The 21,722-nt window shown below is 56.9% G+C and carries 18 protein-coding genes and 3 pseudogenes; 18 read left to right on the forward strand and 3 right to left on the reverse strand.

Annotated features, from left to right (window positions below; translation table 11 throughout):
• Window positions 1–132: 132 nt before the first annotated feature.
• Window positions 133–1,595 (reverse strand): annotated as a pseudogene (gene exaA / locus ACEPAJ_RS00540) (quinoprotein ethanol dehydrogenase); the annotation flags it as partial.
• On the opposite strand from exaA, the pseudogene pqqD reads away from it, so the two are divergent.
• From pqqD to ACEPAJ_RS00565, 5 genes and pseudogenes are all read left to right on the forward strand, one after another.
• Window positions 1,592–1,792, forward strand: a pseudogene (pqqD, locus tag ACEPAJ_RS00545) (pyrroloquinoline quinone biosynthesis peptide chaperone PqqD); the annotation flags it as partial. The pseudogenes exaA and pqqD sit on opposite strands and share 4 nt — an antisense overlap.
• Entirely contained in the window at window positions 1,764–2,918 is a 1,155-nt protein-coding gene (gene pqqE, locus ACEPAJ_RS00550) for a pyrroloquinoline quinone biosynthesis protein PqqE (protein ID WP_148924243.1), read from the forward strand. The pseudogene pqqD and the gene pqqE, both read left to right, overlap by 29 nt.
• A 38-nt stretch (window positions 2,919–2,956) precedes the next feature.
• Window positions 2,957–4,843, forward strand: a complete 1,887-nt coding sequence (locus ACEPAJ_RS00555; RefSeq protein ID WP_127839264.1) for an alpha/beta hydrolase family protein — start codon at window positions 2,957–2,959, stop codon at window positions 4,841–4,843.
• Window positions 4,844–4,945: 102 nt separating this feature from the next.
• Window positions 4,946–6,097 carry an alcohol dehydrogenase-like regulatory protein ErcA gene (gene ercA, locus ACEPAJ_RS00560; protein ID WP_425912913.1) on the forward strand — a complete coding sequence of 384 codons (1,152 nt, stop codon included), beginning with the start codon at window positions 4,946–4,948 and terminating at the stop codon, window positions 6,095–6,097.
• Window positions 6,054–6,593, forward strand: a pseudogene (locus ACEPAJ_RS00565) (PAS domain-containing protein); the annotation flags it as partial. The gene ercA and the pseudogene ACEPAJ_RS00565, both read left to right, overlap by 44 nt.
• Before the next feature lie 270 nt (window positions 6,594–6,863).
• Here the strand turns inward: ACEPAJ_RS00565 and ACEPAJ_RS00570 are convergent.
• The gene (locus ACEPAJ_RS00570) at window positions 6,864–7,706 is read right to left on the reverse strand and encodes a replication initiation protein (RefSeq protein ID WP_069900647.1); all 843 of its coding nucleotides are present in this window, start codon (window positions 7,704–7,706) and stop codon (window positions 6,864–6,866) included.
• A gap of 1,158 nt (window positions 7,707–8,864) precedes the next feature.
• Between ACEPAJ_RS00570 and ACEPAJ_RS00575 the strand changes: the two genes are divergently transcribed.
• The 13 genes from ACEPAJ_RS00575 (at window position 8,865) to ACEPAJ_RS00635 (ending at window position 20,868) form a co-directional block, all read left to right on the forward strand.
• Entirely contained in the window at window positions 8,865–9,191 is a 327-nt protein-coding gene (locus ACEPAJ_RS00575; RefSeq protein WP_069900646.1) for a hypothetical protein, read from the forward strand.
• A gap of 467 nt (window positions 9,192–9,658) precedes the next feature.
• On the forward strand, window positions 9,659–11,158 hold the full coding sequence (gene istA, locus ACEPAJ_RS00580) for an IS21 family transposase (protein ID WP_425912959.1): 1,500 nt from the start codon (window positions 9,659–9,661) through the stop codon (window positions 11,156–11,158).
• Window positions 11,151–11,954 (forward strand): IS21-like element ISPst3 family helper ATPase IstB, encoded by an 804-nt coding sequence (gene istB, locus ACEPAJ_RS00585; protein ID WP_425912915.1) that lies wholly within the window; start codon window positions 11,151–11,153, stop codon window positions 11,952–11,954. Before istA ends, istB begins: the two co-directional genes overlap by 8 nt.
• A 294-nt stretch (window positions 11,955–12,248) precedes the next feature.
• Window positions 12,249–12,704, forward strand: a complete 456-nt coding sequence (locus ACEPAJ_RS00590) for a hypothetical protein (RefSeq protein ID WP_425912916.1) — start codon at window positions 12,249–12,251, stop codon at window positions 12,702–12,704.
• A gap of 148 nt (window positions 12,705–12,852) precedes the next feature.
• Complete coding sequence (locus ACEPAJ_RS00595) at window positions 12,853–13,947, forward strand: AAA family ATPase (RefSeq protein WP_069900644.1); 1,095 nt, start codon at window positions 12,853–12,855, stop codon at window positions 13,945–13,947.
• A gap of 67 nt (window positions 13,948–14,014) precedes the next feature.
• Window positions 14,015–14,989, forward strand: coding sequence for a ParB/RepB/Spo0J family partition protein (locus tag ACEPAJ_RS00600; protein WP_077750172.1), 975 nt, complete (start codon window positions 14,015–14,017; stop codon window positions 14,987–14,989).
• Window positions 14,990–15,590: 601 nt separating this feature from the next.
• Window positions 15,591–16,505: a ParB/RepB/Spo0J family partition protein gene (locus tag ACEPAJ_RS00605; protein ID WP_425912919.1), complete on the forward strand. Its 915-nt coding sequence runs from the start codon at window positions 15,591–15,593 to the stop codon at window positions 16,503–16,505.
• A gap of 111 nt (window positions 16,506–16,616) precedes the next feature.
• Window positions 16,617–18,169, forward strand: a protein-coding gene (locus ACEPAJ_RS00610) for an IS3 family transposase (protein ID WP_236299687.1) whose coding sequence is annotated in 2 segments (ribosomal slippage) — window positions 16,617–17,079 and window positions 17,079–18,169 — 1,554 coding nt in all. Because the reading frame shifts where the segments join, the coding sequence is not laid out codon by codon here.
• Between the two features lie 73 nt (window positions 18,170–18,242).
• Complete coding sequence (locus ACEPAJ_RS00615) at window positions 18,243–18,797, forward strand: hypothetical protein (protein WP_069900640.1); 555 nt, start codon at window positions 18,243–18,245, stop codon at window positions 18,795–18,797.
• Between the two features lie 109 nt (window positions 18,798–18,906).
• Complete coding sequence (locus ACEPAJ_RS00620) at window positions 18,907–19,413, forward strand: thermonuclease family protein (RefSeq protein WP_202979498.1); 507 nt, start codon at window positions 18,907–18,909, stop codon at window positions 19,411–19,413.
• 65 nt (window positions 19,414–19,478) lie between these two features.
• Window positions 19,479–19,835 carry a histone-like nucleoid-structuring protein, MvaT/MvaU family gene (locus ACEPAJ_RS00625; protein WP_069900639.1) on the forward strand — a complete coding sequence of 119 codons (357 nt, stop codon included), beginning with the start codon at window positions 19,479–19,481 and terminating at the stop codon, window positions 19,833–19,835.
• A gap of 19 nt (window positions 19,836–19,854) precedes the next feature.
• The gene (locus ACEPAJ_RS00630) at window positions 19,855–20,055 is read left to right on the forward strand and encodes a hypothetical protein (RefSeq protein WP_069900638.1); all 201 of its coding nucleotides are present in this window, start codon (window positions 19,855–19,857) and stop codon (window positions 20,053–20,055) included.
• Between the two features lie 213 nt (window positions 20,056–20,268).
• Window positions 20,269–20,868: a hypothetical protein gene (locus tag ACEPAJ_RS00635; RefSeq protein ID WP_425912921.1), complete on the forward strand. Its 600-nt coding sequence runs from the start codon at window positions 20,269–20,271 to the stop codon at window positions 20,866–20,868.
• A 118-nt stretch (window positions 20,869–20,986) separates the two neighbouring features.
• Here the strand turns inward: ACEPAJ_RS00635 and ACEPAJ_RS00640 are convergent, their stop codons facing one another.
• Window positions 20,987–21,721 carry an EAL domain-containing protein gene (locus ACEPAJ_RS00640; RefSeq protein WP_069900636.1) on the reverse strand — a complete coding sequence of 245 codons (735 nt, stop codon included), beginning with the start codon at window positions 21,719–21,721 and terminating at the stop codon, window positions 20,987–20,989.
• Between the last annotated feature and the right edge of the window lies 1 nt (window position 21,722).

Raw genomic sequence — 21,722 nt, forward strand, 5'->3', positions numbered from 1 at the left:
TGAAGAAAGAGCAGCCGGCTCAGGCGAGGACCGTCAGGCCAGGAGAGCGCCAACTCTGTAGGCCAATCCAGTTCATGTCCCGCCAGCTGTTCCGTGTGCGGCTGTGCTCGCTCATCGAGCACAGCCGGCGTCTTATCGTTTGGCGGTCTGGTTTTCCCAACTAGGGATTCGAAACGCCCAGAACGAGCCGCCTTGAGCAACCGGCTTGGTCAGCACAGCCATGTCGCCGCCCCACAGCGGCACAGCGCCGCCGTAGCCAACGGTCACGCCAATGAACTGCTCGCCGTCCTGTTCCCAGGTGATCGGCGGCGCGATGATTCCGCTACCGGTCTGGAATTTCCAGAGCTCCTCGCCGGTTTTCGCGTTGAAGGCCTTCAGGTAGCCATCACCTGTACCGGTGAACACTAGGTTGCCCTTGGTGGCGAGGACGCCGGCCCAGAGCGGCAGCGGTTCCTTGTGCTCCCAGGCGACCTTGCCGGTGGTGGGGTCCATGGCACGCAGAATCCCGACGTGATCGTCATACATGCGCTTGATGCGGAAGCCTTGGCCGAGGTAAGCGTTGCCTTTCTTGTAGCTGACCTCCTCGGTCCAGTAGTCCTCTTTCCAATGGTTGGCGGGAACGTAGAACAGGCCAGTATCCTGGCTGTAAGCCATGGGGTTCCAGTTCTTGCCGCCGAGGAAGGGCGGTGAGACTTCCACTGATTTGCCGTGCGCCTCGCCGGGCTCAGGCTTCGGCGGGCGCTGGCCCTCGTTCTCCACCGGCCGCCCGGTCTTCAGGTCGATGTGGCTGGCCCAGGTGATGTTGTCGACGAAGGGAAGGCGTTCTGCAGTTTGCCGTCCTCGCGGTTGACCACATAGAAAAAGCCGTTGCGGTCGGCGTGGGCCGTGGCTTTGACGGTCTTGCCATCTTTGTTCTTGTAATCGAACAGGACCAGCTCATTGTTGCCGGAGAAGTCCCAGGCATCGTTCGGTGTGTGCTGGTAGAACCACTTCACTTCGCCAGTGGTGGCGTCGACGCCAACCTGCCCAGAGGTATAGAGGCTGTCGTAATCCTTCGGATCTCCGCCATCGGCGGTGCGTGCCCAGCCGTTCCAGGGCGCCGGATTGCCCGCGCCGACGATGATGGTATTGGTTTCGGCGTCGAAGCTCGCGCTCTGCCACGGAGCGCCGCCGCCCTGGCTCCAGGCTTCCTTCTTGCCGGTGGGTGAGTTCGGGTCATCCGGCCAGGAGGGCGCCTTGATGTCGCCGGTCGGCGTGCTCTCCTTGCCGTTCAGTCGGCCAACGTGACCTTCGACGAAGGGCCGCATCCAGACTTCTTCACCCGTGTCCGGATCGCGTGCGAACAACTTGCCGACAACGCCGAATTCATCGCCGGAGCTGCCGTGGATTAGCAAAACCTTCCCGCTCTTCTGATCCTTGATCAGGGTGGGCGCGCCGGTCATCGTGTAACCCGCGCCGTGCTCGCCGAATTTCTTCTTCCAGACGACCTTGCCGGTGTCCTTGTTCAGCGCCACCACCTGAGCGTCGAGGGTGCCGAAGTAAATCTTGTCGCCGTAGATAGCAGCGCCGCGGTTGACCACGTCGCAGCAAGGGCGTTCTGCTTTATCCCGAAGGCATGATCAAGCTCAACGAAAGTGCCGCGGCGGTACTGGCTGAAGTTGATGGGGCTCGCACCGTCGGCGCCATCGTCGCCGATCTGCAGGCGCGCTTCCCGGATGCAGAAGGGATTGAGGAAGATATCGTCGCGTTTCTGGAGGTGGCCGTTGAACGGTTCTGGATCGAGCTTCGCTAAGCCCGGCTTTGAGCCCGGTCCGCCGCTGTGGCTGCTGGCGGAGCTGACTTATCGTTGCCCGCTGCAATGCCCGTACTGCTCGAACCCGCTGGATTTCGCCCGCAGCAAGGACGAGCTGAGCACTGCCGAGTGGATCGAGGTGTTCCGACAGGCCCGCGAGATGGGCGCGGCGCAACTGGGCTTTTCCGGCGGTGAGCCGCTGGTCCGGCAAGATCTGGCCGAGCTGATCAAAGCGGCGCGAGACCTCGGCTATTACACCAATCTGATCACCTCGGGCATCGGCCTGACCGAAGAGAAGATCGCTTCGTTCGCCGACGCCGGGCTCGACCACATCCAGATCAGCTTTCAGGCCGCCGATGAGGAGGTGAACAACCTGCTCGCCGGCTCGAAGAAGGCTTTCGCGCAGAAGCTCGCCATGGCACGAGCGGTAAAAGCGCATGGCTATCCGATGGTGCTGAACTTCGTTACCCACCGGCACAACATCGACAACATCGAGCGCATCATCCAGCTGTGTCTGGAATTGGAAGCCGACTTCGTGGAGCTCGCCATCTGTCAGTTCTATGGCTGGGCCGAACTCAATCGCGCCGGGCTGCTACCAAGCAAGGATCAGTTGGTGCGTGCCGAGCGCATCACCAACCAGTGGCGCGACAAACTCGCCGCCGAAAACCATCCCTGCAAGCTGATCTTCGTCACGCCCGATTATTACGAAGAGCGTCCCAAGGGCTGCATGAACGGCTGGGGCAACCTGTTTCTCGACATCACACCGGACGGCACAGCGCTACCTTGTCACAGCGCGCGTCAACTGCCGATCAGCTTCCCTAACGTTCGCGAGCAGAGCATCGAGCAGATCTGGAAGCATTCTTTTGGCTTCAACAAGTTTCGCGGTTTCGATTGGATGCCCGAGCCTTGCCAATCCTGCGGCGAGAAGGAAAAGGACTTCGGCGGCTGCCGCTGCCAGGCTTTCATGCTCACTGGCGATGCGGCCAATGCCGATCCGGTGTGCAGCAAGTCTGCGCACCACGACAAGATTCTTGCCGCCCGCACCGAGGCCGAAGAAGCGCCACGCGGGCTTGATGAGCTGACCTTTCGTAACGAGAAGGCATCGAAGCTGATCCTCAGGGTATAAGGTCATCGATCGACGCCTAACCGACTGGAACCGTTTGGATGACCAAGACCGCAATCCCCTATGGCTTCTGGCCCAGCGACTGGACTGCCGAAGATGCCGCCTCTGCAAGTTGTGACTTTGCCGAGCTTCGCGCTGGCCATGGGGGCGTGTTCTGGGTTCAGTACGATCCGGCCGATGTGCGTTCCACGTTGTGGTATTGGCACGCTCGCGGCTTGCGTAGCCTCACGCCGCCCGGGTTCTCGCTTCGCAGCCGTGTATACGAATACGGCGGCGGTGCCTTCTGCCTGACCGACGCCGGGGTTGCGTTCGTCAACGAGCAGGATCAGCAAATCTACCTGCAGGGCCTATCTACGGACGCAGCGACGCCGCCCATCGCGCTGACCGATGACGACGCTTGCCGGTACGGTGATCTGCAGTTCGACACGCGCCAGCGGGCCATTCTCGCCGTGGAAGAAACCGCCGAAGAAGCTCGCTCAGAGCATCGTCTGGTCAGCGTTTCGCTGGTTGATGGCAGCCGAAGCGTACTTATCGAGGGGAGCGACTTTTACTCGTCACCGACCTTGGATGCGACAGGCCAACGTCTTGCCTGGATCGAGTGGCAACGCCCCGAACAACCTTGGACGTCCACCAGCCTCTGGATTGCCGAACGTACCGAAAATGATCGCTGGGGAGCGCCGCGGTGCCTCGCCGGCGCAGCGGGAAATGAGTCGCTGCAACAGCCGCGCTTCGCTCCGGATGGCGCCTTGTATTGCCTGACTGACCGCGAAGGCTGGTGGCAGCCTTGGAGAATGCAGGACGACAGCCTTGTTCCGGTAACCGGCGCGGCTGCGGCTGGGTGTGATCATGCCCCGGCGCCCTGGCAGCTGGGAACGGTGAGCTATCTACCCTCGGCGGACGGCGCTTTGCTGTTGACACGCATAATGGATGGCTACGGACTGTTGTTCGAACAAGACAGCCAAGGTAATGAACGCCAGCTGGCGATGGAATTCAGCCGTTGCCGCCAACTTGCTGCCGGCGAGCGACACTTTTACTGCATAGCAGGCTCGTCGGGCCTGACGCCTGCCGTGTTAGCAATCGACAGGGTTACCAGCTGCATCGAAATGCTCGCCGGAGGCGAACAGCCTTTGGCGGCCGATCAGTTGTCGTGCCCCCAGGCGTTCAGTTTCGCTACCGGGCAAGGCGAGGTGGCGCACGCATTTTTCTACCCGCCGAGCAATGCACAGTGCCAAGGTCCTTCACAAGAACAGCCATCGCTCGTGGTGTTCATGCATGGCGGGCCTACGTCCGCCAGCTACCCGGTCTTCGATCCGCGCATCCAATATTGGACTCAGCGCGGTTTCGCCGTGGCTGATATCAACTACCGCGGCAGCAGCGGTTTCGGGCGTGCTTATCGTCAGCAGTTGCGAGGCGAATGGGGTGTGATCGAAGTGGAAGACGCCTGCGCCGCGGTACAGGCGCTCGCCACGAACGGCCAGATCGATCCGACGCGAACGTTCATCCGGGGTTCGAGCGCGGGCGGTTACAGCGCGCTCTGCGCACTGGCTGCTAATGCTGATTTTAGCGGCGGTGCCAGCCTCTACGGCGTCAGTGATCCGTTGGCGTTGCGCCGGGTTACGCACAAGTTTGAAGCCGATTATCTGGATTGGCTGATAGGCGATCCAGAGCTCTACGCCGAGCGCTACCGGCAGCGGACGCCGTTACTCAATGCGGGGCTGATTCGGGTGCCGGTGGTCTTCTTTCAAGGCGGGCAAGACGCGGTGGTGCTACCCGAGCAGACCGAGTCCATGGTTGCCGCTCTGCGCGAACGAGGCGTGACAGTCGAATATTGTTTTTATCCAGAAGAGCGCCACGGCTTCCGGCAGGCGACCAACCTGGCCGATGCGCTGGAGCGGGAATGTCGCTTCTATCCGGAGCTTCTTCGCTGAGCCGGCTGGCATTCATGGCCGTATGCACCGTTGTGGATTGCTTTGATCGTAGAAAACAGTAGGCTTGGCGAACGTAACAAAATAATAACTATAGGCCGTTGTATGAGCCCCAATCTTAGTCTGCAGCGCAAATTCGTTTCCCCCGAGATCGTGTTTGGTGCGGGTTGTCGGCACAGTGCTGGCAACTACGCGAAGAACTTTGGCGCACGCAAGGTGCTGCTGGTTTCCGACCCAGGTGTGGTTGCCGCAGGGTGGATCGGCGACGTCCAGGCAAGCCTGACCCGCCAGGACATTGACTACCATCTGTTTACCCAGGTCTCGGCCAATCCTCGTTCCGAGGAAGTGATGCTGGGCGCTGAGGTCTATCGCAACGAAGGCTGCAACGTCATCGTCGCGGTAGGCGGTGGCAGCCCGATGGACTGCGCCAAGGGCATCGGTATTGCGGTCGCACATGGTCGCAACATCATTGAATTCGAAGGCGTCGACACGCTGCGCGTGCCGAGCCCGCCGCTGATTCTGATCCCAACCACGGCCGGCACCTCCGCAGATGTTTCGCAGTTCGTGATCATCTCCAACCAGACCGAGCGGATGAAGTTTTCCATCGTCAGCAAGGGCGCCGTACCCGATGTGTCGCTGATCGATCCGGAAACGACCCTCAGCATGGATCCGTTCCTCTCGGCCTGTACCGGCATTGATGCGCTGGTGCATGCCATCGAAGCCTTCGTCTCGACCGGCAACGGGCCGCTGACCGACCCGCACGCATTGGAAGCGATGCGCCTCATCAATGGTCATCTAGTGCAGATGATCGCCAATCCGGCAGATATCGAGCTGCGCGAGAAAATCATGCTCGGCAGCATGCAGGCCGGGCTGGCGTTTTCCAATGCGATTCTCGGTGCAGTGCATGCGATGTCCCATAGCCTTGGCGGCTATCTCGACCTCCCGCATGGCTTGTGCAACGCAGTGTTGGTCGAGCATGTAGTGGCGTTCAATTACAGCGCTGCGCCCGAGCGTTTCAAAATTGTGGCGCAAACATTCGGCATCGATACGCGCGGCATGACCCATGCGCAGATTCGCGATGGTCTGGTCGCTCATCTGGTTCAGCTCAAGCAAGCCATTGGTTTCAACGAAACGCTGGGGTTGCATGGCGTGAATCTTTCGGACATCCCTTTCCTGTCGCGGCACGCTATGCAGGACCCCTGCATCCTGACCAATCCTCGCTGGCCTGCTTGGGCTTGGCACGCATTCGGCTCGTAAAAGTCACTATCCAGAACTGGTTGCGCGCCTCGAAGAGCTGGAAGCCGAGCGCAATCGCTACAAATGGCTGTTCGAACATGCAGTGCATGGCATCTTTCAAGCCAGCCTGCAGGAAGGCATCCGCGCGGCCAATCCCGCATTGGCAGGTATGCTCGGCTACGACAGCCCCTCGGACGCGCTCTGGGGGCTAACCGATCTATCGCATCATCTATTCGTCGGCGGTGAGGAAGAGCTGAACCGCATCCGCCGCATTCTTAGTGATCAACGGGGCCTGTTTGGCTATGAGACCCGCTTGCGTCGCAAGGACGGTAGCGCGATCGACGTAATAATGAACTTGCTGCTCAAACCGGATGAAGATGGTTTGGTCGAGGGTTTCGTTGCCGATATCACCGAGCGCAAATTGGCTCAGCTGCGGTTGCTGCAGCTCAACGAGCAGTTGGAACAGCGCGTCGCCGAACGAACTGTCGAACTGCGCAAGGCCCGTGATTCTTTACAGAAACGGTGAGGAACCTTGGGCCTCGGAAAGAGGCATCAGCCAGTTCCAGATATTAAAAAGCAATCTGCGTCACCTCAGCGCAAGCGGCGAGCTACCTGATCCCTATGGCCTTGATTTTCAAGAGTCTCCACTTTAAAAGACAGATTTCCAGTCTTTTAAAGTCACCCACAATCGCGTAGACGTTTAACCTAGAGACTTTCTGCCGCCTTCCTGTCCTAGGCTTCGCATAATAGGGATTATGTTAAACCAAGTTATTGATTTAATTGAGGTTTATCCGAACAGATCCTGAGTGCGTGGCTCATCCTGGTACTCGGCCGAGCTGGCTTCCTCCTCCAGATCCTCCTCAGCCATCGCATCTTCCAAAGCATCCTGCAGGCTCTTTGGCCAACCGTCATTGCGCAGGAGCTGCAGGTCATCGGCATCTGTGAAGGTCAGCCGCAGGGCCGTGACCGCTTTGCCTTCCTTGATAAAGTCCACGTTGACGTTCAAGCCGGCCTTTTGCCGAAGCTCTTCGACTGCAGGGTCAATTACGCGCTGCCGCAGGTTGTTGAAGCGCTGGTAAGACTCGCCCAGGGCTAAACGCTCTCGCAATTCGTCTAGGCGCATGTAGACCCAACCCGTGCTCTTGAACTGCATAAGCATCTCGAACAGCCGGAAGCTGTGAGCCGAATCCAGGCGTGCAACACGCCACAAGTCGTAACTTGTCACATGGCTATGAAGTCGAGAAAGGTAGGGCCTAACGCTATCGGAAAACACCAGCTCTACCCTGCCCTCGCCTTTTACGTATTCGCACTCCTGAACCCAGCGGATTTCTCGAATCCCCATGTTCTTACCTGATCCACGGATCGAGGTGATCTTGGAGTTGAACAGCATTTTGGCCGCGTCCTGCATCTGCTCGTAGGCCTGGCCTGGCGTGATGCCGTAGATGTGGGCGTAATCGACAGCCATCACCGAACTGGCCTTAGGCATAGGTTTTCGGGGGTCGATTTGAGCAATAGCAGCTAGGATCAGGCGTTGCTCGGCCAGAGTGAGGCGATACGATGCGGACACCAGGTCGTTGTGCTTGGTGACCTTAACGCTCGACTCTGTTTCAGTAATTTCTGGCGCGTCCATTAGCAAAGATCCTGATTAAGGCTGGAGTGAGACTATCCGAACACGGCTCGTCATACAACTACGCGCACAATGTTCTGTAGTCGATAAAAATGGGGGGCAAGCTGCACACAATCAGCTCAGCTGCCGCAGCATTGACACGGAATTTGTAGCAATTTGCGCTACGAGGCGGGGACACGGAATTTGTAGTCGATACAGTATCGCAACCCGGAATTTGTAGCAGTTGGGTTGACCCGGACCGCTCCCTCTCCCCTTTCTAAATCTAGCTTTCGGACAACCAATGGCCGGAATTTGTAGTTTTATGGGGCCTAAACCAGGACACGGAATTTGTAGTCGATGCCGCTGCTCAACCCGGAATCTGTAGCAGTAGCAAAATCGGCTTAGTCGGAATCTGTAGTCGTAAGCGGATCTGAGAGCACGGAATTTGTAGCAGATGGCAGAAATCGTGGCCTACCGGCGCTGCGGGAGCCAATAAATTAGTTTTTCGTTATAGATCAATGGCTTATATGATTAATCAGAGGTGAATTATTAATCTGGATGCCATGTGTCCAGATAACGCAGCACAAGCGATGGAGAGCATGGTAGACCCGGAATTTGTAGCTTTACCAAGATCGGGAACGCGCAGAGTCGAAACATGACGACCGCCCCATGCCACCGCCCAGTGCCAGATCACCCGTTTCCCAACAAGATGACGACTTTTACCGGCAAAAACCCAGTAAGAAAGCTAATATTGGGAGCACGATGCAGCTCATTTTCATCACACGGAATCTGTAGTCGTATAGCCTGCAAACAGGGCCTGTGGATAACAGGCGGAATCTGTAGCAGCAAGCACGGAATCTGTAGTCGTGGGACACGGAATCCGTAGTCGTCAAAGTCGGAATCTGTAGCACGCTACACGGAATCTGTAGTCATTGCTCCTCTGGAGCCCTAGTGCAACGCGGCTTCCAGCTCTTTAAAAACAAGAGAAAAACAAGAGAAAAACAAGTTAAAAAGATTTAAAAGGGAAAAGCCTTCAAATTTCTCTGGAATCAAGAGCGAAAAGCCAGATCAAAAGCAAACAGCGAATGGCACGTTGGTAAGACTGAGTGAGCCCTCGAAGCCGGATCTTGGGTTATCCAAACTCCGTGAGAACCTGCTAGCAAGTCCCAACCAGGAGCAGGCATGAACACCTTTCGCCAACCGACCCAAGATCACATATGCAGCATCGTCGACATGGCCCGCAGAGGCGAGCTGCTGCAGCTGCACAGGATCAACCTCACCGGAGCTGATGAAGATGATTCCGAGACGATGCGAACAGAGATCATCGCATCAGCGATATCAGCAGCAGGCAACCTTGGATTCCCCATTTTCGTCGTTGAGTACCACGACGATGACGACATAGCCATTAACCACCTGCTCAACCTGTTCGAGGCAATGCGGTCGAGCGGCAAAGCAACTACTGACCAGGTGGCGAACTGGAGACGGCAGTTGATCGTGGCAGTCAAATAGCACTACCCTTCCCCGCATCACAAAATTCTCATTGGTAGTTTTTACCGTTAGCCACCCCGCCACCCTGCGGGGTTTTTTTTGGCCTGAAAAAAGCGCAAACGCCAGACGCACGCAGGATGACGACAGGTCTTGCAGCAGTAGCTTTAGGGTGAAGCACTGGAGCACCAAATAGGCACCAGATGACGACAGGGGCTTATCAAGCCCCCTGCCCTATCACCAGAACTACACAGGATGACGGCGAATCGAGACGGCTGGCGTGGTTATGCTGACGCTCGCCTTGATAGGTCACTTGAGCCTTCAGCTCACTGTGAACATAGAAAATTCGCCTTATCGCTAATCTGTAGCCAAACCATGTTGCCGCTGACCGAAAACTGACCCAGTAGAGGCTGTTCTGCCGACTGAAAACTGACCCAGGTGTTCAACTGCTTCTGCTCAATTATTGAGCAGGAGAACACAGGGTGATCAGTATGGAAATGATGGGCAAAATTCGGCGGATGTATTTCCGCGACAAGCTGTCGCTGCATGAGATAACTAAGCGTACCGGGTTGGCGCGCAACACCATCCGCAAGTGGGTCAGGGAGCCGGAGGCCAAGCAGCCGGTGTACCAGCGCCGCGCGGTCTTCAACAAACTCAGCCCTTTTCACGCCACGCTGGAGCAGGCGCTGAAGGCCGATTCGCTGCGGCCCAAGCAACAGCGGCGCAGTGCCAAGGCGCTGTTGGCGCAAATCAAAGCCGAAGGTTACGACGGTGGCTATAGCCAGCTCACCGCGTTTGTCCGTGCCTGGCGTGGTGAGCGGGGCAAGGCGTTGCAGGCCTTTGTGCCGCTGAGCTTTTCCTTGGGCGAGGCGTTTCAGTTCGACTGGAGCGAAGAAGGTCTGCTGATCGGCGGCATTTACCGGCGCATGCAGGTGGCGCACTTGAAGCTGTGCGCCAGCCGTGCGTTCTGGCTGGTGGCTTATCCGAGCCAGGGCCATGAGATGTTATTCGACGCCCATACACGCTCGTTCGGCGCCTTTGGCGGCGTGCCGCGCCGGGGCATCTACGACAACATGAAGACCGCCGTCGACAGGGTCAATAAGGGCAAAGGCCGCACGGTGAATGCGCGTTTTGCGGTGATGTGCGCGCACTACCTGTTCGATCCAGACTTCTGCAACGTCGCCGCTGGCTGGGAAAAGGGCATCGTTGAAAAGAACGTGCAAGACAGCCGCAGGCGCATCTGGCTAGACGCCCAGGACTGCCAGTTTCACTCCTTCGAGGAGCTCAATGCCTGGCTGGGCCAGCGCTGCCGCGCGCTTTGGAACGAGCTGACGCACCCTCAATACAGCGGGCTCAGTGTGGCCGAGGTGCTGGAGTTGGAGCGCGCCGAACTGATGCCTGTACCAGCGCCCTTCGACGGTTACGTCGAACGGCCTGCGCGGGTTTCCAGTACCTGCCTGGTCAGCGTCGGGCGTAACCGCTACTCGGTGCCCTGTGAGTACGCCGGTAAGTGGGTCAGCAGCCGGTTGTATCCGACCCGCATCGAGGTGGTGGCCGATGATGCGCTGATTGCCAGACATGCGCGTTTGCTGGATCGCGACCAGGTCAGCTACGACTGGCAGCACTACATCCCGCTGATTGAGCGCAAGCCTGGCGCGCTGCGCAACGGAGCGCCCTTTGTTGATCTGCCAGCGCCGCTGCGTCAGCTCAAGCACGGACTGAAACGTCATGCCGGCGGTGATCGGATCATGGCGCAAGTCCTGGCCGCCGTGCCGGTCGCCGGACTCGATGCCGTGCTGGTAGCCGTTGAACTGGTACTTGAGAGCGGCAGCCTGAGCGCCGAACACATCCTCAATGTCGTGGCGCGCCTGACCGCGAGCGAGCCACCGCCCAGCATCGAGACCCACTTATCGCTCAAGGAAGCCCCCGTCGCTAACACGGCGCGCTACGACCGCCTGCGTGGCCAGACCGAGGAGATCAGTCATGCGTGATCTTATGGCGGAACTCAAGGAGCTGCGTCTGCACGGCATGGCCACTGCTTGGGCGGAGTTGACTGCGCAGGGTGAGTCGAACACAGCCTCGTCCAAGTGGTTGCTTGAACACCTACTGGAACAGGAGCACACGGATCGTGCCATGCGCTCGGTGAGCCACCAGATGAACATGGCCAAGCTGCCGATGCACCGCGATCTGGCCGGCTTCGACTTCAGCGCCTCCAGCGCCGACGCTCGCTTGATCAGCGAGCTGGCCAATCTGAGCTTTACCGACACCGCGCAGAACATGGTGCTGATCGGCGGCCCAGGCACCGGCAAAACCCACCTGGCCACCGCACTGGCCGTGTCCGGCATCACCCGGCATGGCAAGCGCGTGCGCTTCTACTCCACGGTCGATCTGGTCAATCTGCTGGAGCGCGAAAAACACGATGGCAAAGCCGGGCGGATCGCCCAGGCACTGCTACGCATGGATCTGGTCATCCTCGACGAGCTGGGGTATCTGCCCTTCAGTCAGGCCGGTGGCGCGCTGTTATTTCACCTGCTGTCCAAGCTGTACGAACACACCAGCGTGGTGATCACCACCAACCTGAGCTTCGCCGAATGGTCGAGCGTGTTCGGCGACGCCAAGATGACCACAGCCTTGCTGGATCGGCTTACGCACCACTGCCACATCGTCGAAACCGGTAACGAGTCCTATCGCCTGCAACACAGCAGCTTGGCGGCCCAGGCCAAGATCAAATCACGGGAGCGAAAGCGTAAGGGCGGCCAGGAACCGGAGGACGATGAGCCGTTCTGATTTCATAGTGACGACGGCCTGCTGCATGGCTGCATGTGGCAGGTCTTCAACAGCTGAACTGGGCTAGCGAAGGAGTGGGTTCAAAAGCAGCTGCGCTGGTAGACTTATCCACAGTTGCTGGTAACAAAATCAGCAATCCACCCTGGGTCAAATTTCAATCGGCAGGGTGGGTCAATTTTCCATCAGCGCCAACAGCCAAACCATCCAGATAGAGACCCAAACTGCATTTTCAGGCAGCGAAAATGGCTCCAATTTCACTAGGAGCCATCATGGACCAGAAAAAAAACCATCAATTTGGCCAACCACAAATTCACCAGCCCGCTGGCAACTCGGCGACTCGTAATAGGTGAATCCTGGCTCGAAGACGCTAAGCGCAACCTTGCACTGACTAGCTCGTTTGGCATGTCGTTCACGAATGGTCCGATCTTCCAAGTACCTCGGATGATGGTTGACCTTCCTGGAGTGTTGACCGCTGAAGTAGCGTTCAACCGCTTCAACATGCTCGATGTCTTGGTCGCTAAGGTTCAGGAAGAGGCCTACTTGGAAATCGTTAACCAGATGATGGCAACGCTTGAGCCCCACGCCAGAGTCCAACCTGATGGCATTACGTTCGACCTGGGCGGTCTCCAGATTTGTGCTGAACCACAGGGGTATGGTCGATCTCCGTGCCTGACCTACATGACATCCTCGTTCGCCATAGCTCGTGCAAAAGCCCGACACGACGATCAGGTCAGCGAAAGCGTGGCCTGAAACGAAAGAAATTCATGAGACGCCCGAAAGGGCGTTTTTTTGTTGGGGGAATGTTTAACTATCGAAAATCGATTCAAACATGACCCGAGCTTGCGTTATCAGAGCAGTGAGGTAGAGTTGGCAGGTAAAAATACGCATCGGAGATGCTATGGATTTCGATACCCTGCCTTATGCTGACTTTGATCAGATTTTCTACGCGCCTCAGTTCGCAGCTGATTGCCTCGGCATAACCACGAAAGCCCTTCGTTCTTTCGAGGACGAGCCTGGCATGGAAGTTCGTCGGATGAACAGGGGCTCAGTTCCTGCTCGTGTCTACACCCCGGCCGACCTCTTCAAGATCGCCTCGATTCGACGCAGCAAGGGGCTGACGAAAACCCTCCAGCGACCCCTGACCATATCGACCTTCGTTCAGAAAGGCGGTACCGCTAAGACCACGACTTCTGTGAACCTTGCCATGTACCTTGGGTTCATGGGGCTCAAGGTTCTACTGATCGACAACGATCCTCAGGGTGATGCAACGTCGATGCTTGGCTACGATCCGGACCTGACTCCAGAGGAGCTGGTGGATCTGGGTATTCCGGCTGACCGCGCGGTGAATGGAAGCCTCGGCAACATCATAGCCACCTCGTCCCTGTTCGCCCCGAAGGGGTTGGCCGATATCATCAAGAAACCCTTTGGTGAATACGGCCCACATCTGCTGCCCGCCGAAGGCCTTTTGGAGGACATGGAGGTTGCCATCAACGCCTCAGCCAATCAGGATTTCCGCTACGCACTGTTCATCAGCAAAGGGCGTAAGCGTGAGCTCCCGCAAGCAGACCTCAGTGGCTATGACGTCATTCTGTTCGACAATGCCCCAAGCGGCTCGCTGATGACCCGCAACAGCATGGTCGCAAGTGACATGATCCTCTGCCCTATCCGGATGGATAAATTCTCCTGCCGTGCCCTCGCCCGCCTGGGCAATAAGCTGCAGAGTTTTGCTGAGGAGTACCAGCGCTCCCCTGATGTCGCTGCTATCCCCACTATGTTCATCAAGAACAGGCCTCGTGCAATGGCTCACCTAGCGGCTCTTTCCCAGATGTTCCCTGGCAAGGTAACCGAGGGGAAACTTTACTTCTCCGAGGACTACTCGAAGGCCCTTGAATCAGGCCTTCCTGTACTGGGTTGGAAGGGTGCGTCAGAAAATTCTGCCGGTGCAATGCGCAGTGTTTTCGGGGAGATCCTGGAGCGCCTTGTTCAGATGTGAAGTGGTGGTCCATGCTGGACCACCCTACCCTGGTCCAGCATGGACCACTTTGTTTTAGGGATTGGATATGCCAAAAGAAAGCCGGAGATTGGGAGTAGATCGGCCAACAACACCGCAGGTATTTCAGGGTGTTGTTGCCCCTGCTGAATTTCCCAAGGCCAAGCTCGATGTTTCGCTCGACTCCATCCTAGAGCAGCAAACTCGCCATGCTCATGATTATGCGCTTGCTGCTGAGCAGCCTGCTGTTGCTGGCAACTCTGAATTCATGGATGTGCCGGTCGACCTGATCGACCCCTCTCCTTTCCAGCCGCGTCTGGATATCACCGATGACGAACTTCAATTGCTGGCGAATTCGATATCGGTGGCTCGTCGTGTCAACCGGCCGATTTCTCTGCGCATCAAGCCTAACGGCCGATACGAGCTGATTGGAGGCGAACGTCGCTGGCGCTCCGTGAAACTCCTTGGCTGGGAAACGATCATTTCGCGGATTCTCGATGTCGATGATGCCGAGGCTCAAGTCCTCGCACTCGCCGATAACGAAGGGCAAGAAGGGCTTACAGACTTCGAGCGCGGTCGTGCCTACAAACAGATCCTGGATCGCGGTGAGGTTACATCTATTCGCCACCTGGCGAGCCGTGTTGGTGTAAGCCACCAGTCAGTTATGCGGTGCTTAAACCTCACTAAGCTGCCGCAAGATTGTCTTGAATATCTGACTCTGCACCCTCGCCTTCTCGGCAGCACCCTCGCCTCTGAATACGCAGCAGCCGGTGAGAAACACCCAGACCTTGTACTTGAGGCTCTACACAAGATCGATCAGGAAGGCATATCCCAAGAACAGGGCTTGCGCTGGATTAACCAGGTACTCAAGGATCGAGAGAAGCCAATTCTGCCTAGTGCTTCACAAGAGAAGTCCATTAAATTTGCTGGCGGCCTGGAGGGTTCACTTGTTGTCAGTAAGTCTGGTATCCGGATCAAGGTCCCAAAGGGTGTTGATATGGAGAAAGTCGAGCGTGCGATTCTTGATGCGTTAATGACCGAATAGATTCCGCTCTATCCAGTGGTCCAGCATGGACCACCGGCCACCTCTTACTATCCGTGGTCCATACTGGACCACCCTCCCCTCGATTTGAATGGTCCATGCTGGACCACGCAAAAAATCGACCTCTCGCAAATTTGCGTAAAAAAAAACAGACAAAATGTACTGTTTTCTGGGGCCAATTTCTGTGAAAGTCTGTCAATAGATATATTATTGAAATGCCGAAAGCATAGGCTGAAGGCAAATTCTGACCGCACAGTTGCAGCCGGCAGCTACGAGCTTCTAACACCCGCGAGACATAGATCCATCATGAAAAAATCAGCGCAAGTCGTTGGGCGTCATCCGGCATGGGTCAACCCACCTGAGCCAGGGCAAGATTTACGCGATCTGGAATGGGGGTTGTCGAAGTCATGTCCGATAAATCACTCCGTTTTACCAATGAGAAACCAGACCCAGAAGCTCTCGAAAAACTGATCGATGAGCTAGAGGATTTGATTTGAGCTCCATGCTCGAATGACTGAAATCTGTTGGTAATCCATCCAGATTCCGCCTCCTAGAGAGGCGGCTGTCATCTACCGTTCCAGTGAATCTTTAACTGGAGCGTGTCATGTTCACACAGCAGCTCGAATACCACGAACTGTCATCCCTATTCCCTCTCATTACCGGCGACGACTTTGCTCTGATGGCTAAAGACATCGAGGCAAACGGTCAGCTAGAGCCCATTATTCTGTACAGCGGCAAGATTCTTGATGGACGCAATCGCTATCGGGCTTGTAGAGAGCTAGATATAGAGCCGCAGACAACTGTATACACGGGCGATGATCCGCTCGGCCTCGTGCTCAGTCTTAACATGCACCGCCGACAGTTGACAGTTGCCCAGCGCGCGATAGTCGCAGCCGAAATGATTCGCCGTAAGAGAGAGATTGAGACCGGGGAACCGGGCGCAGAAGAAGATGCCGGCCGAACCGACACTCCACTCCCTGGTGTCGAAGATGCGGCTAAAGCCCTCGGCATCAGCCCGCGATTTGTATCTGCAGCGCTGCGTGTGTTCAAGGATGGAACCGAGGAGTTATGCGAGGCGGTTAAACGCGGCGATATTCGCGTCTCAGCAGCAGAGCAAGTGACGAAGCTCGACCAGGATCAGCAACGCGCTCTTTGTGAGCGTGGCCCGCGCGCGATAGCAAAGGCTGCACGAGAGTTACGAGAGGCAGCCAAGAACAAAGCGAAGCCATCGGTACCCACTGCTGAGGTCGTCAAAGAGCCGGAGCCTTTGAATCTGGTCGAACCAGAGAAGCCCGCCCAGATAAACACCCCAATAGAGCCCCTGGAACGCAAGCCGTCAGCCCAACGGATGTTCGAGCTTTCTGAGGAAGGGATGATGGGGGGCTGGGACGCGGAATCTGTAGCAGAAGAAATCCTATGCGATCTGGAAGACGGGCTCGACACTCAAGCACTGCTATTTGCTGTTGAGGTGGCGCTCAAGCTCAAAGAACGCTTGGCGCTTCGTCAGCACCGCCGATAAGGGGTTGGGATTCCTGGCAGTCATGTTTGCATGTCCCCCCCGGTGTCAGGCTAGTTGTCGCCTGAGCTGATTTATCAAAACGATAGATCGGGGGCGTCAAAGAGAGCTGTAATGTCGAGCTATTCACCTGAGCGTAAAGCGGCCCTTATCCGTAAATTACTGCCGCCGCAAAACATGTCCGTGGCCGAGTTGTCGCGCCAAGAAGGCATCTCCCAAGCCACCCTGTATGCTTGGCGCACAAAGCTCAAAGCAGGAGGCGCGGTAGTGCCCGGAGACAAGAACAACGCCGATGACTGGCCGGCCGAAGCTAAGTTTGCGGCTGTGCTACATGCCGCTGCCTTGAGCGAGATCGAGCTCAGCGAATACTGCCGCAGCAAGGGCTTGTACCCCGAGCAAATCAGCGCGTGGCGCCAAGCCTGCATCACGGGCCAGATGTCCGCCAAAGCGCAGCTCAAGGCAGAGCGAGATCAAGCACGGGCCGACAAGAAACGCATTACCGAACTGGAGCGCGAGTTGCGGCGCAAGGACAAGGCGCTGGCGGAAACCGCCGCCATATTGGTACTGAGAAAAAAGATGAATGCCTTCTGGGGAAACGACAGCGAGGACGTTTGACCTCGCTGCCAGAACGGCAACAACTCGTTGAACGCTTTAACCATGCCGTCGCCTCTGGCGCGCGCAAGGCGGTGGCCTGCGCAGAGATTGGCCTGTCGCTGCGCAGCCTGCAACGCTGGGCGCTGATGCCTGTTATACAGGCCGATGAGCGCACGACCACGCTACGTCCACGGCCGCTCAACGCCCTGAGTCCTGATGAGCGCCGCGCCATTCTGGAGGTGTGCAACAGCCCGCCATTCGCCAGCTTGCCGCCGAGCCAGATCGTGCCAAGGCTGGCCGACCAAGGCCGTTACCTGGCCTCAGAGGCCACCTTTTACCGTGTCCTCAAGGCCGCCGATCAGCAGCACCAACGCGGCCGCAGCCATGCGCCGCAGAGGCACGCCGCGCCGACCACGCACAGTGCAACGAAGAGTAACCAGGTCTGGTCATGGGACATCACCTATCTGCAATCGCCGGTGCGCGGGCAGTATTACTACCTGTATTTGATCGAGGACATCTACAGCCGCAAGGCCGTGGGCTGGGAGGTTTACGAGCAAGAAAGCGGCGAGCGTGCGGCCGAACTGATGCAGCGTACCGTGCTCGGCGAGCGCTGCGTGGGCCAACCCTTGGTGCTGCACTCGGACAACGGCGCGCCGATGAAATCGGTGACACTGCTGAGCAAGTTGTACGATCTGGGCATCACCCCCTCGCGCGGACGACCGCGGGTGAGCAACGACAATCCCTACTCAGAATCGCTGTTTAGAACCCTGAAATACTGCCCGCAATGGCCGCAGGATGGCTTTGCCGATTTGGACGCAGCACGCAGCTGGGTGCGCGACTTTATCCGCTGGTACAACCATGAGCACCGCCACAGCCGCATCCGCTTCGTGACCCCGGCGCAGCGCCATCGTGGAGAGGATCAAGAGGTGCTGGCCAAGCGTCATGTGCTGTATCAGCAAGCCCGTTTTAAACACCCGCATCGCTGGTCAGGTGCAACGCGAAATTGGCAACCAATCGGCACCGTCACACTCAACCCGGAAAGGGAGCAGCCGGCACTGAAAATAGCAGCTTAAAAACACGGCTGACGCGACAACTACCTTGCAAAACGCCGGTCCATAACGACAAACAGATCCAGGAGATCACCTCATGCAGCACAACATGAATAAAAGTGAACTGGCACTCGACCTCACCCAAGATCGTGGCCATGAAACTACTAACGATTCTGACGGTTCGCCCTTGGTCGAAACCAACACGGAATTTGTAGCATTACAAGGCGGCAAGCCCTCTTCGGGCAGCAACCCTCCGGCAGGGAAGGGTGCCGAGGTTGCCGTGGCTCAAGATGATAAAGCCAAGAAGCAACCTGAGTCGTTCGCTGTGCTGCAGTCGGGGAAGGCAGCAGTAAAGCTGTATGAAAGCCTCATCGGTTTCGACAAGAATGCAGAGACCCAGCGAGCGACCCTCCGCGAGCTGCTGAACAAGCAGTCCAAAGTAATGGAAAACAAGATGCTCGGTATCAAGCCAGCCGAGGGTGAAGACTTCGACAGCATCTCGAAGCGGCTGCGCAAAGAAAACAACCGGATGGATGCGATGCTCGATGGAAAAGACTCCCTGGTGACATCCACGCGCAAGGCTATTGATGCAGCCATTGAAGCGCTGAACCAAATGCAAACACGAATCATTAAAATGGAGGAGGAGGCTTAGCCTTCCTGAACACTATGAAAACACTGAAGGGATACGCCTTCTACCCGCTGTGTGGCTGCACAGGGTTCATGGCAGGATATTCGCTCCTGGTCGCGGCAGGTGTGGTGTGATGAGTCGAGCACTTCTCATGGCGCTATTTGCCCTTCCTTTGCTGGCACAGGCAGCCATGTTCGACGCGACCGTTGTGGCGGTGTCGGACGGGGATACCATCACGGTGACCGTGCCGAAGCCGTGCGAGCCAGGAGAGAGCTGTTTTAAGGGCAAGAAGGCTTACCGGGTACGCCTGGCAGAGATCGACGCACCTGAGCGAAAACAGCCCTATGGGATTGAGGCTCGTGATGCTCTGAGAGGAGCAGTGCTGGGACAGAGTGTGCAGGTTGATGATCAAGGTCAACGGAGCTATTCGAGGATTGTGGCTCATGTCTATATGGGCGACATCTGGCTTAACCGCGCTATGGTAGTTGACGGCTATGCCTGGGTTGATCCCCGTTACTCTAAATCGCCGGAGCTGGTGAAGCTCGTAAAGAAAGCAAAGGCAGACCAAGTGGGTTTATGGCAACTTCCAGACGAAAAAATTGTTCCACCGTGGGATTGGCGTAAATCGAAAATGCGTTGATGCTTGAATTAATAGGCCACTTGCCTACCGTTATTTCAGGAAAAACTATCTGTTAAGGAGTTTGCATGTCGCTTTTGAATCAATACCGCGAAACCGAGCTGGCCTTGGCCGAACTGCAAGATCGACTGAAAAAGCTCAGCTCGGATGATCGACTGAAGGCCGAAATCGAGTTCGAGAATAAGTTGCGCGCGCTGATGGCTGAGTATGGAAAATCGCTCCCGAACGTGATCGCTATTCTTGACCCGCAAAGCGTCAAGAACGCTGTGGCAGAGCCTGCGAAACGCCGTGAGCGCCAGGTTAAGGTCTACAAGAACCCCAATAACGGGGAGGTTGTTGAAACCAAGGGCGGCAACAACAAAGTCCTGAAAGCATGGAAAGCTGAACACGGTGCTGCTGTTGTAGATGGTTGGTTGCAAGCGTAACTAACCTGGAGGGTTAATCATGGCTCAACTGCTATGGCGTGAACCTTGGTGGGCCAAGCGCCCACAACCTGGACAAAGTGACCTCGATGTCGAGTGGGGTTATTTGGAGCGCTACGATGATGGACAGTTTGTGTTTAACCCTTCACAACCAACTCTGCAGGAAATCAAGAACCGCAAGAGTTGTCGATTACCGATAACTGAGGAAAAGACCGGCGCATAGCCGGTTTTTTCATTTGGGTTTCCCAATAGTGGTCGTAAGTTGATTCTGAGTTAATCCAGAGACGAGCGCTATGTCAGAGTCAACCGCAGGCCAGCTTACGCTGCGCGATATCAACGCCAAGCTGCAGGGCGCTGGGTTGGATATTCTTCGCCCTGAGCAGATCAAGTCCATCGGTGCGTACACCACCCGTGAAAGGTTCGTGCAGGCCTTGAGGTGGTACCGGCCAATACCAGCGCCGTTCAGTTCCTGCGAAACATCATCACGCGCGTAACAGCACCCAACCAAGAAAGTGCTGCAGATGAGTCAGCATCGGTGCGTGAGGTACAGGACGAGACCGCCAAGCCGATCCAGGGCCAGCGTCCACAGGACAGGGCCTCTTTCCATGTCTACGGCGGTAAGGCGGCACTGTGCTTTGAGGCTGACCTCACCCGCAACGAAGTGCATACCATCGCGCTCGATGCTGCGACCGCGACCGGCCCCAAGCAGTACAACTGGGGGAAAAAAGTTCGCCTTCAACTGACCCGCAGCGAGCTTCCCATCGTCACCGCTGTGCTGCTGGGCGTGATGAAGCGGTGCGAGTTCAAGAATCACGGCCAGGACAACAGCAAGGGCTTCTCGATGGAGCGGCAGGACGGCGGCAAGGTCTTCATCAAAGTGTTTGCCAAGGACGAAGGCGTCAAAGCTGTTCCGGTTGAGGCCCCTGACGTGTTCTTTGTAACCTCGCTATTTCTGCGCCAGTTGCAGGCCAACACCCCTTGGATGGATGCAGCCGGCGTTGCTGCGCTGATCCGCGCTACGCAAGGGGCATCATGATTAGGGCTGCTGCTGCGGCAGGGCCGGCTTGATTCAAGCGGCTGGTAGCCAAGATGGACAAGTAAACGATGAGTAGTGGGCGGCCAGCAAGGTGACGCCCCTCTTGAGTTAAAGCGGTTTATGCCCGCTGAGCAATGGCAACATCGCGGCGCTGCAATGGCGTACGCGGAAGGCCGAATACCGCGTTGGGCGTCGAGACGAGGAGAGGGCGCGAGAAGACGTAGCCCTGATACCAGGCGGAATTCTTAACTGGGGTCATCACTTCGATGTGGGTCAGGCATTCTAGCTTTTCCATGATGAGCTGGATGTCATGATTGCGTGCGTAGTTTATCGCCGCATCCAACCAGTTGAGGTTTTCCTGCTCCTGAAATGCTGCCAGATCAATCTTGCAGAAGTTCCACGGGTGCAGGGACAGCCTGGCTTGATCGGCGAACTTGGTCCCGAAATCATCAATAGCGACTTGTGCGCCTGAGAATTCGATCTCATGCAGCTTGCGGCTCAACTCATGTCCGGAGAGGTTGCTCGCTTCTGGGATCTCAATGACGAGCCTTGCCTTCATCTGGTCGACGATCCCCGCAATCTCAGCACAGAATGCAGTGAAGTAGTGATCGTTCTGCAGGGTTGCTGGGGAGACGTTGACGAACGTGGGGACAGTCGCTTGACGCAACTCCTCGCAGGATGCAACCAGCCGCAAAACCTCGATATCGAGTGCGTACCAGGACTCTGGCGAGCAACCGCTCATGAACGCAACTGGTGATAACTCACTGTTGCCGATCTGAAGCCGAGCAAGGACTTCGGCAGCGACGACAGTCCCATCTAGCAGGTGAACGCTTTGCTTTGCAATCCTGAGCATG

This window comes from Pseudomonas sp. GWSMS-1 (assembly GCF_049847425.1).
Classification (GTDB): Bacteria; Pseudomonadota; Gammaproteobacteria; order Pseudomonadales; family Pseudomonadaceae; genus Aquipseudomonas.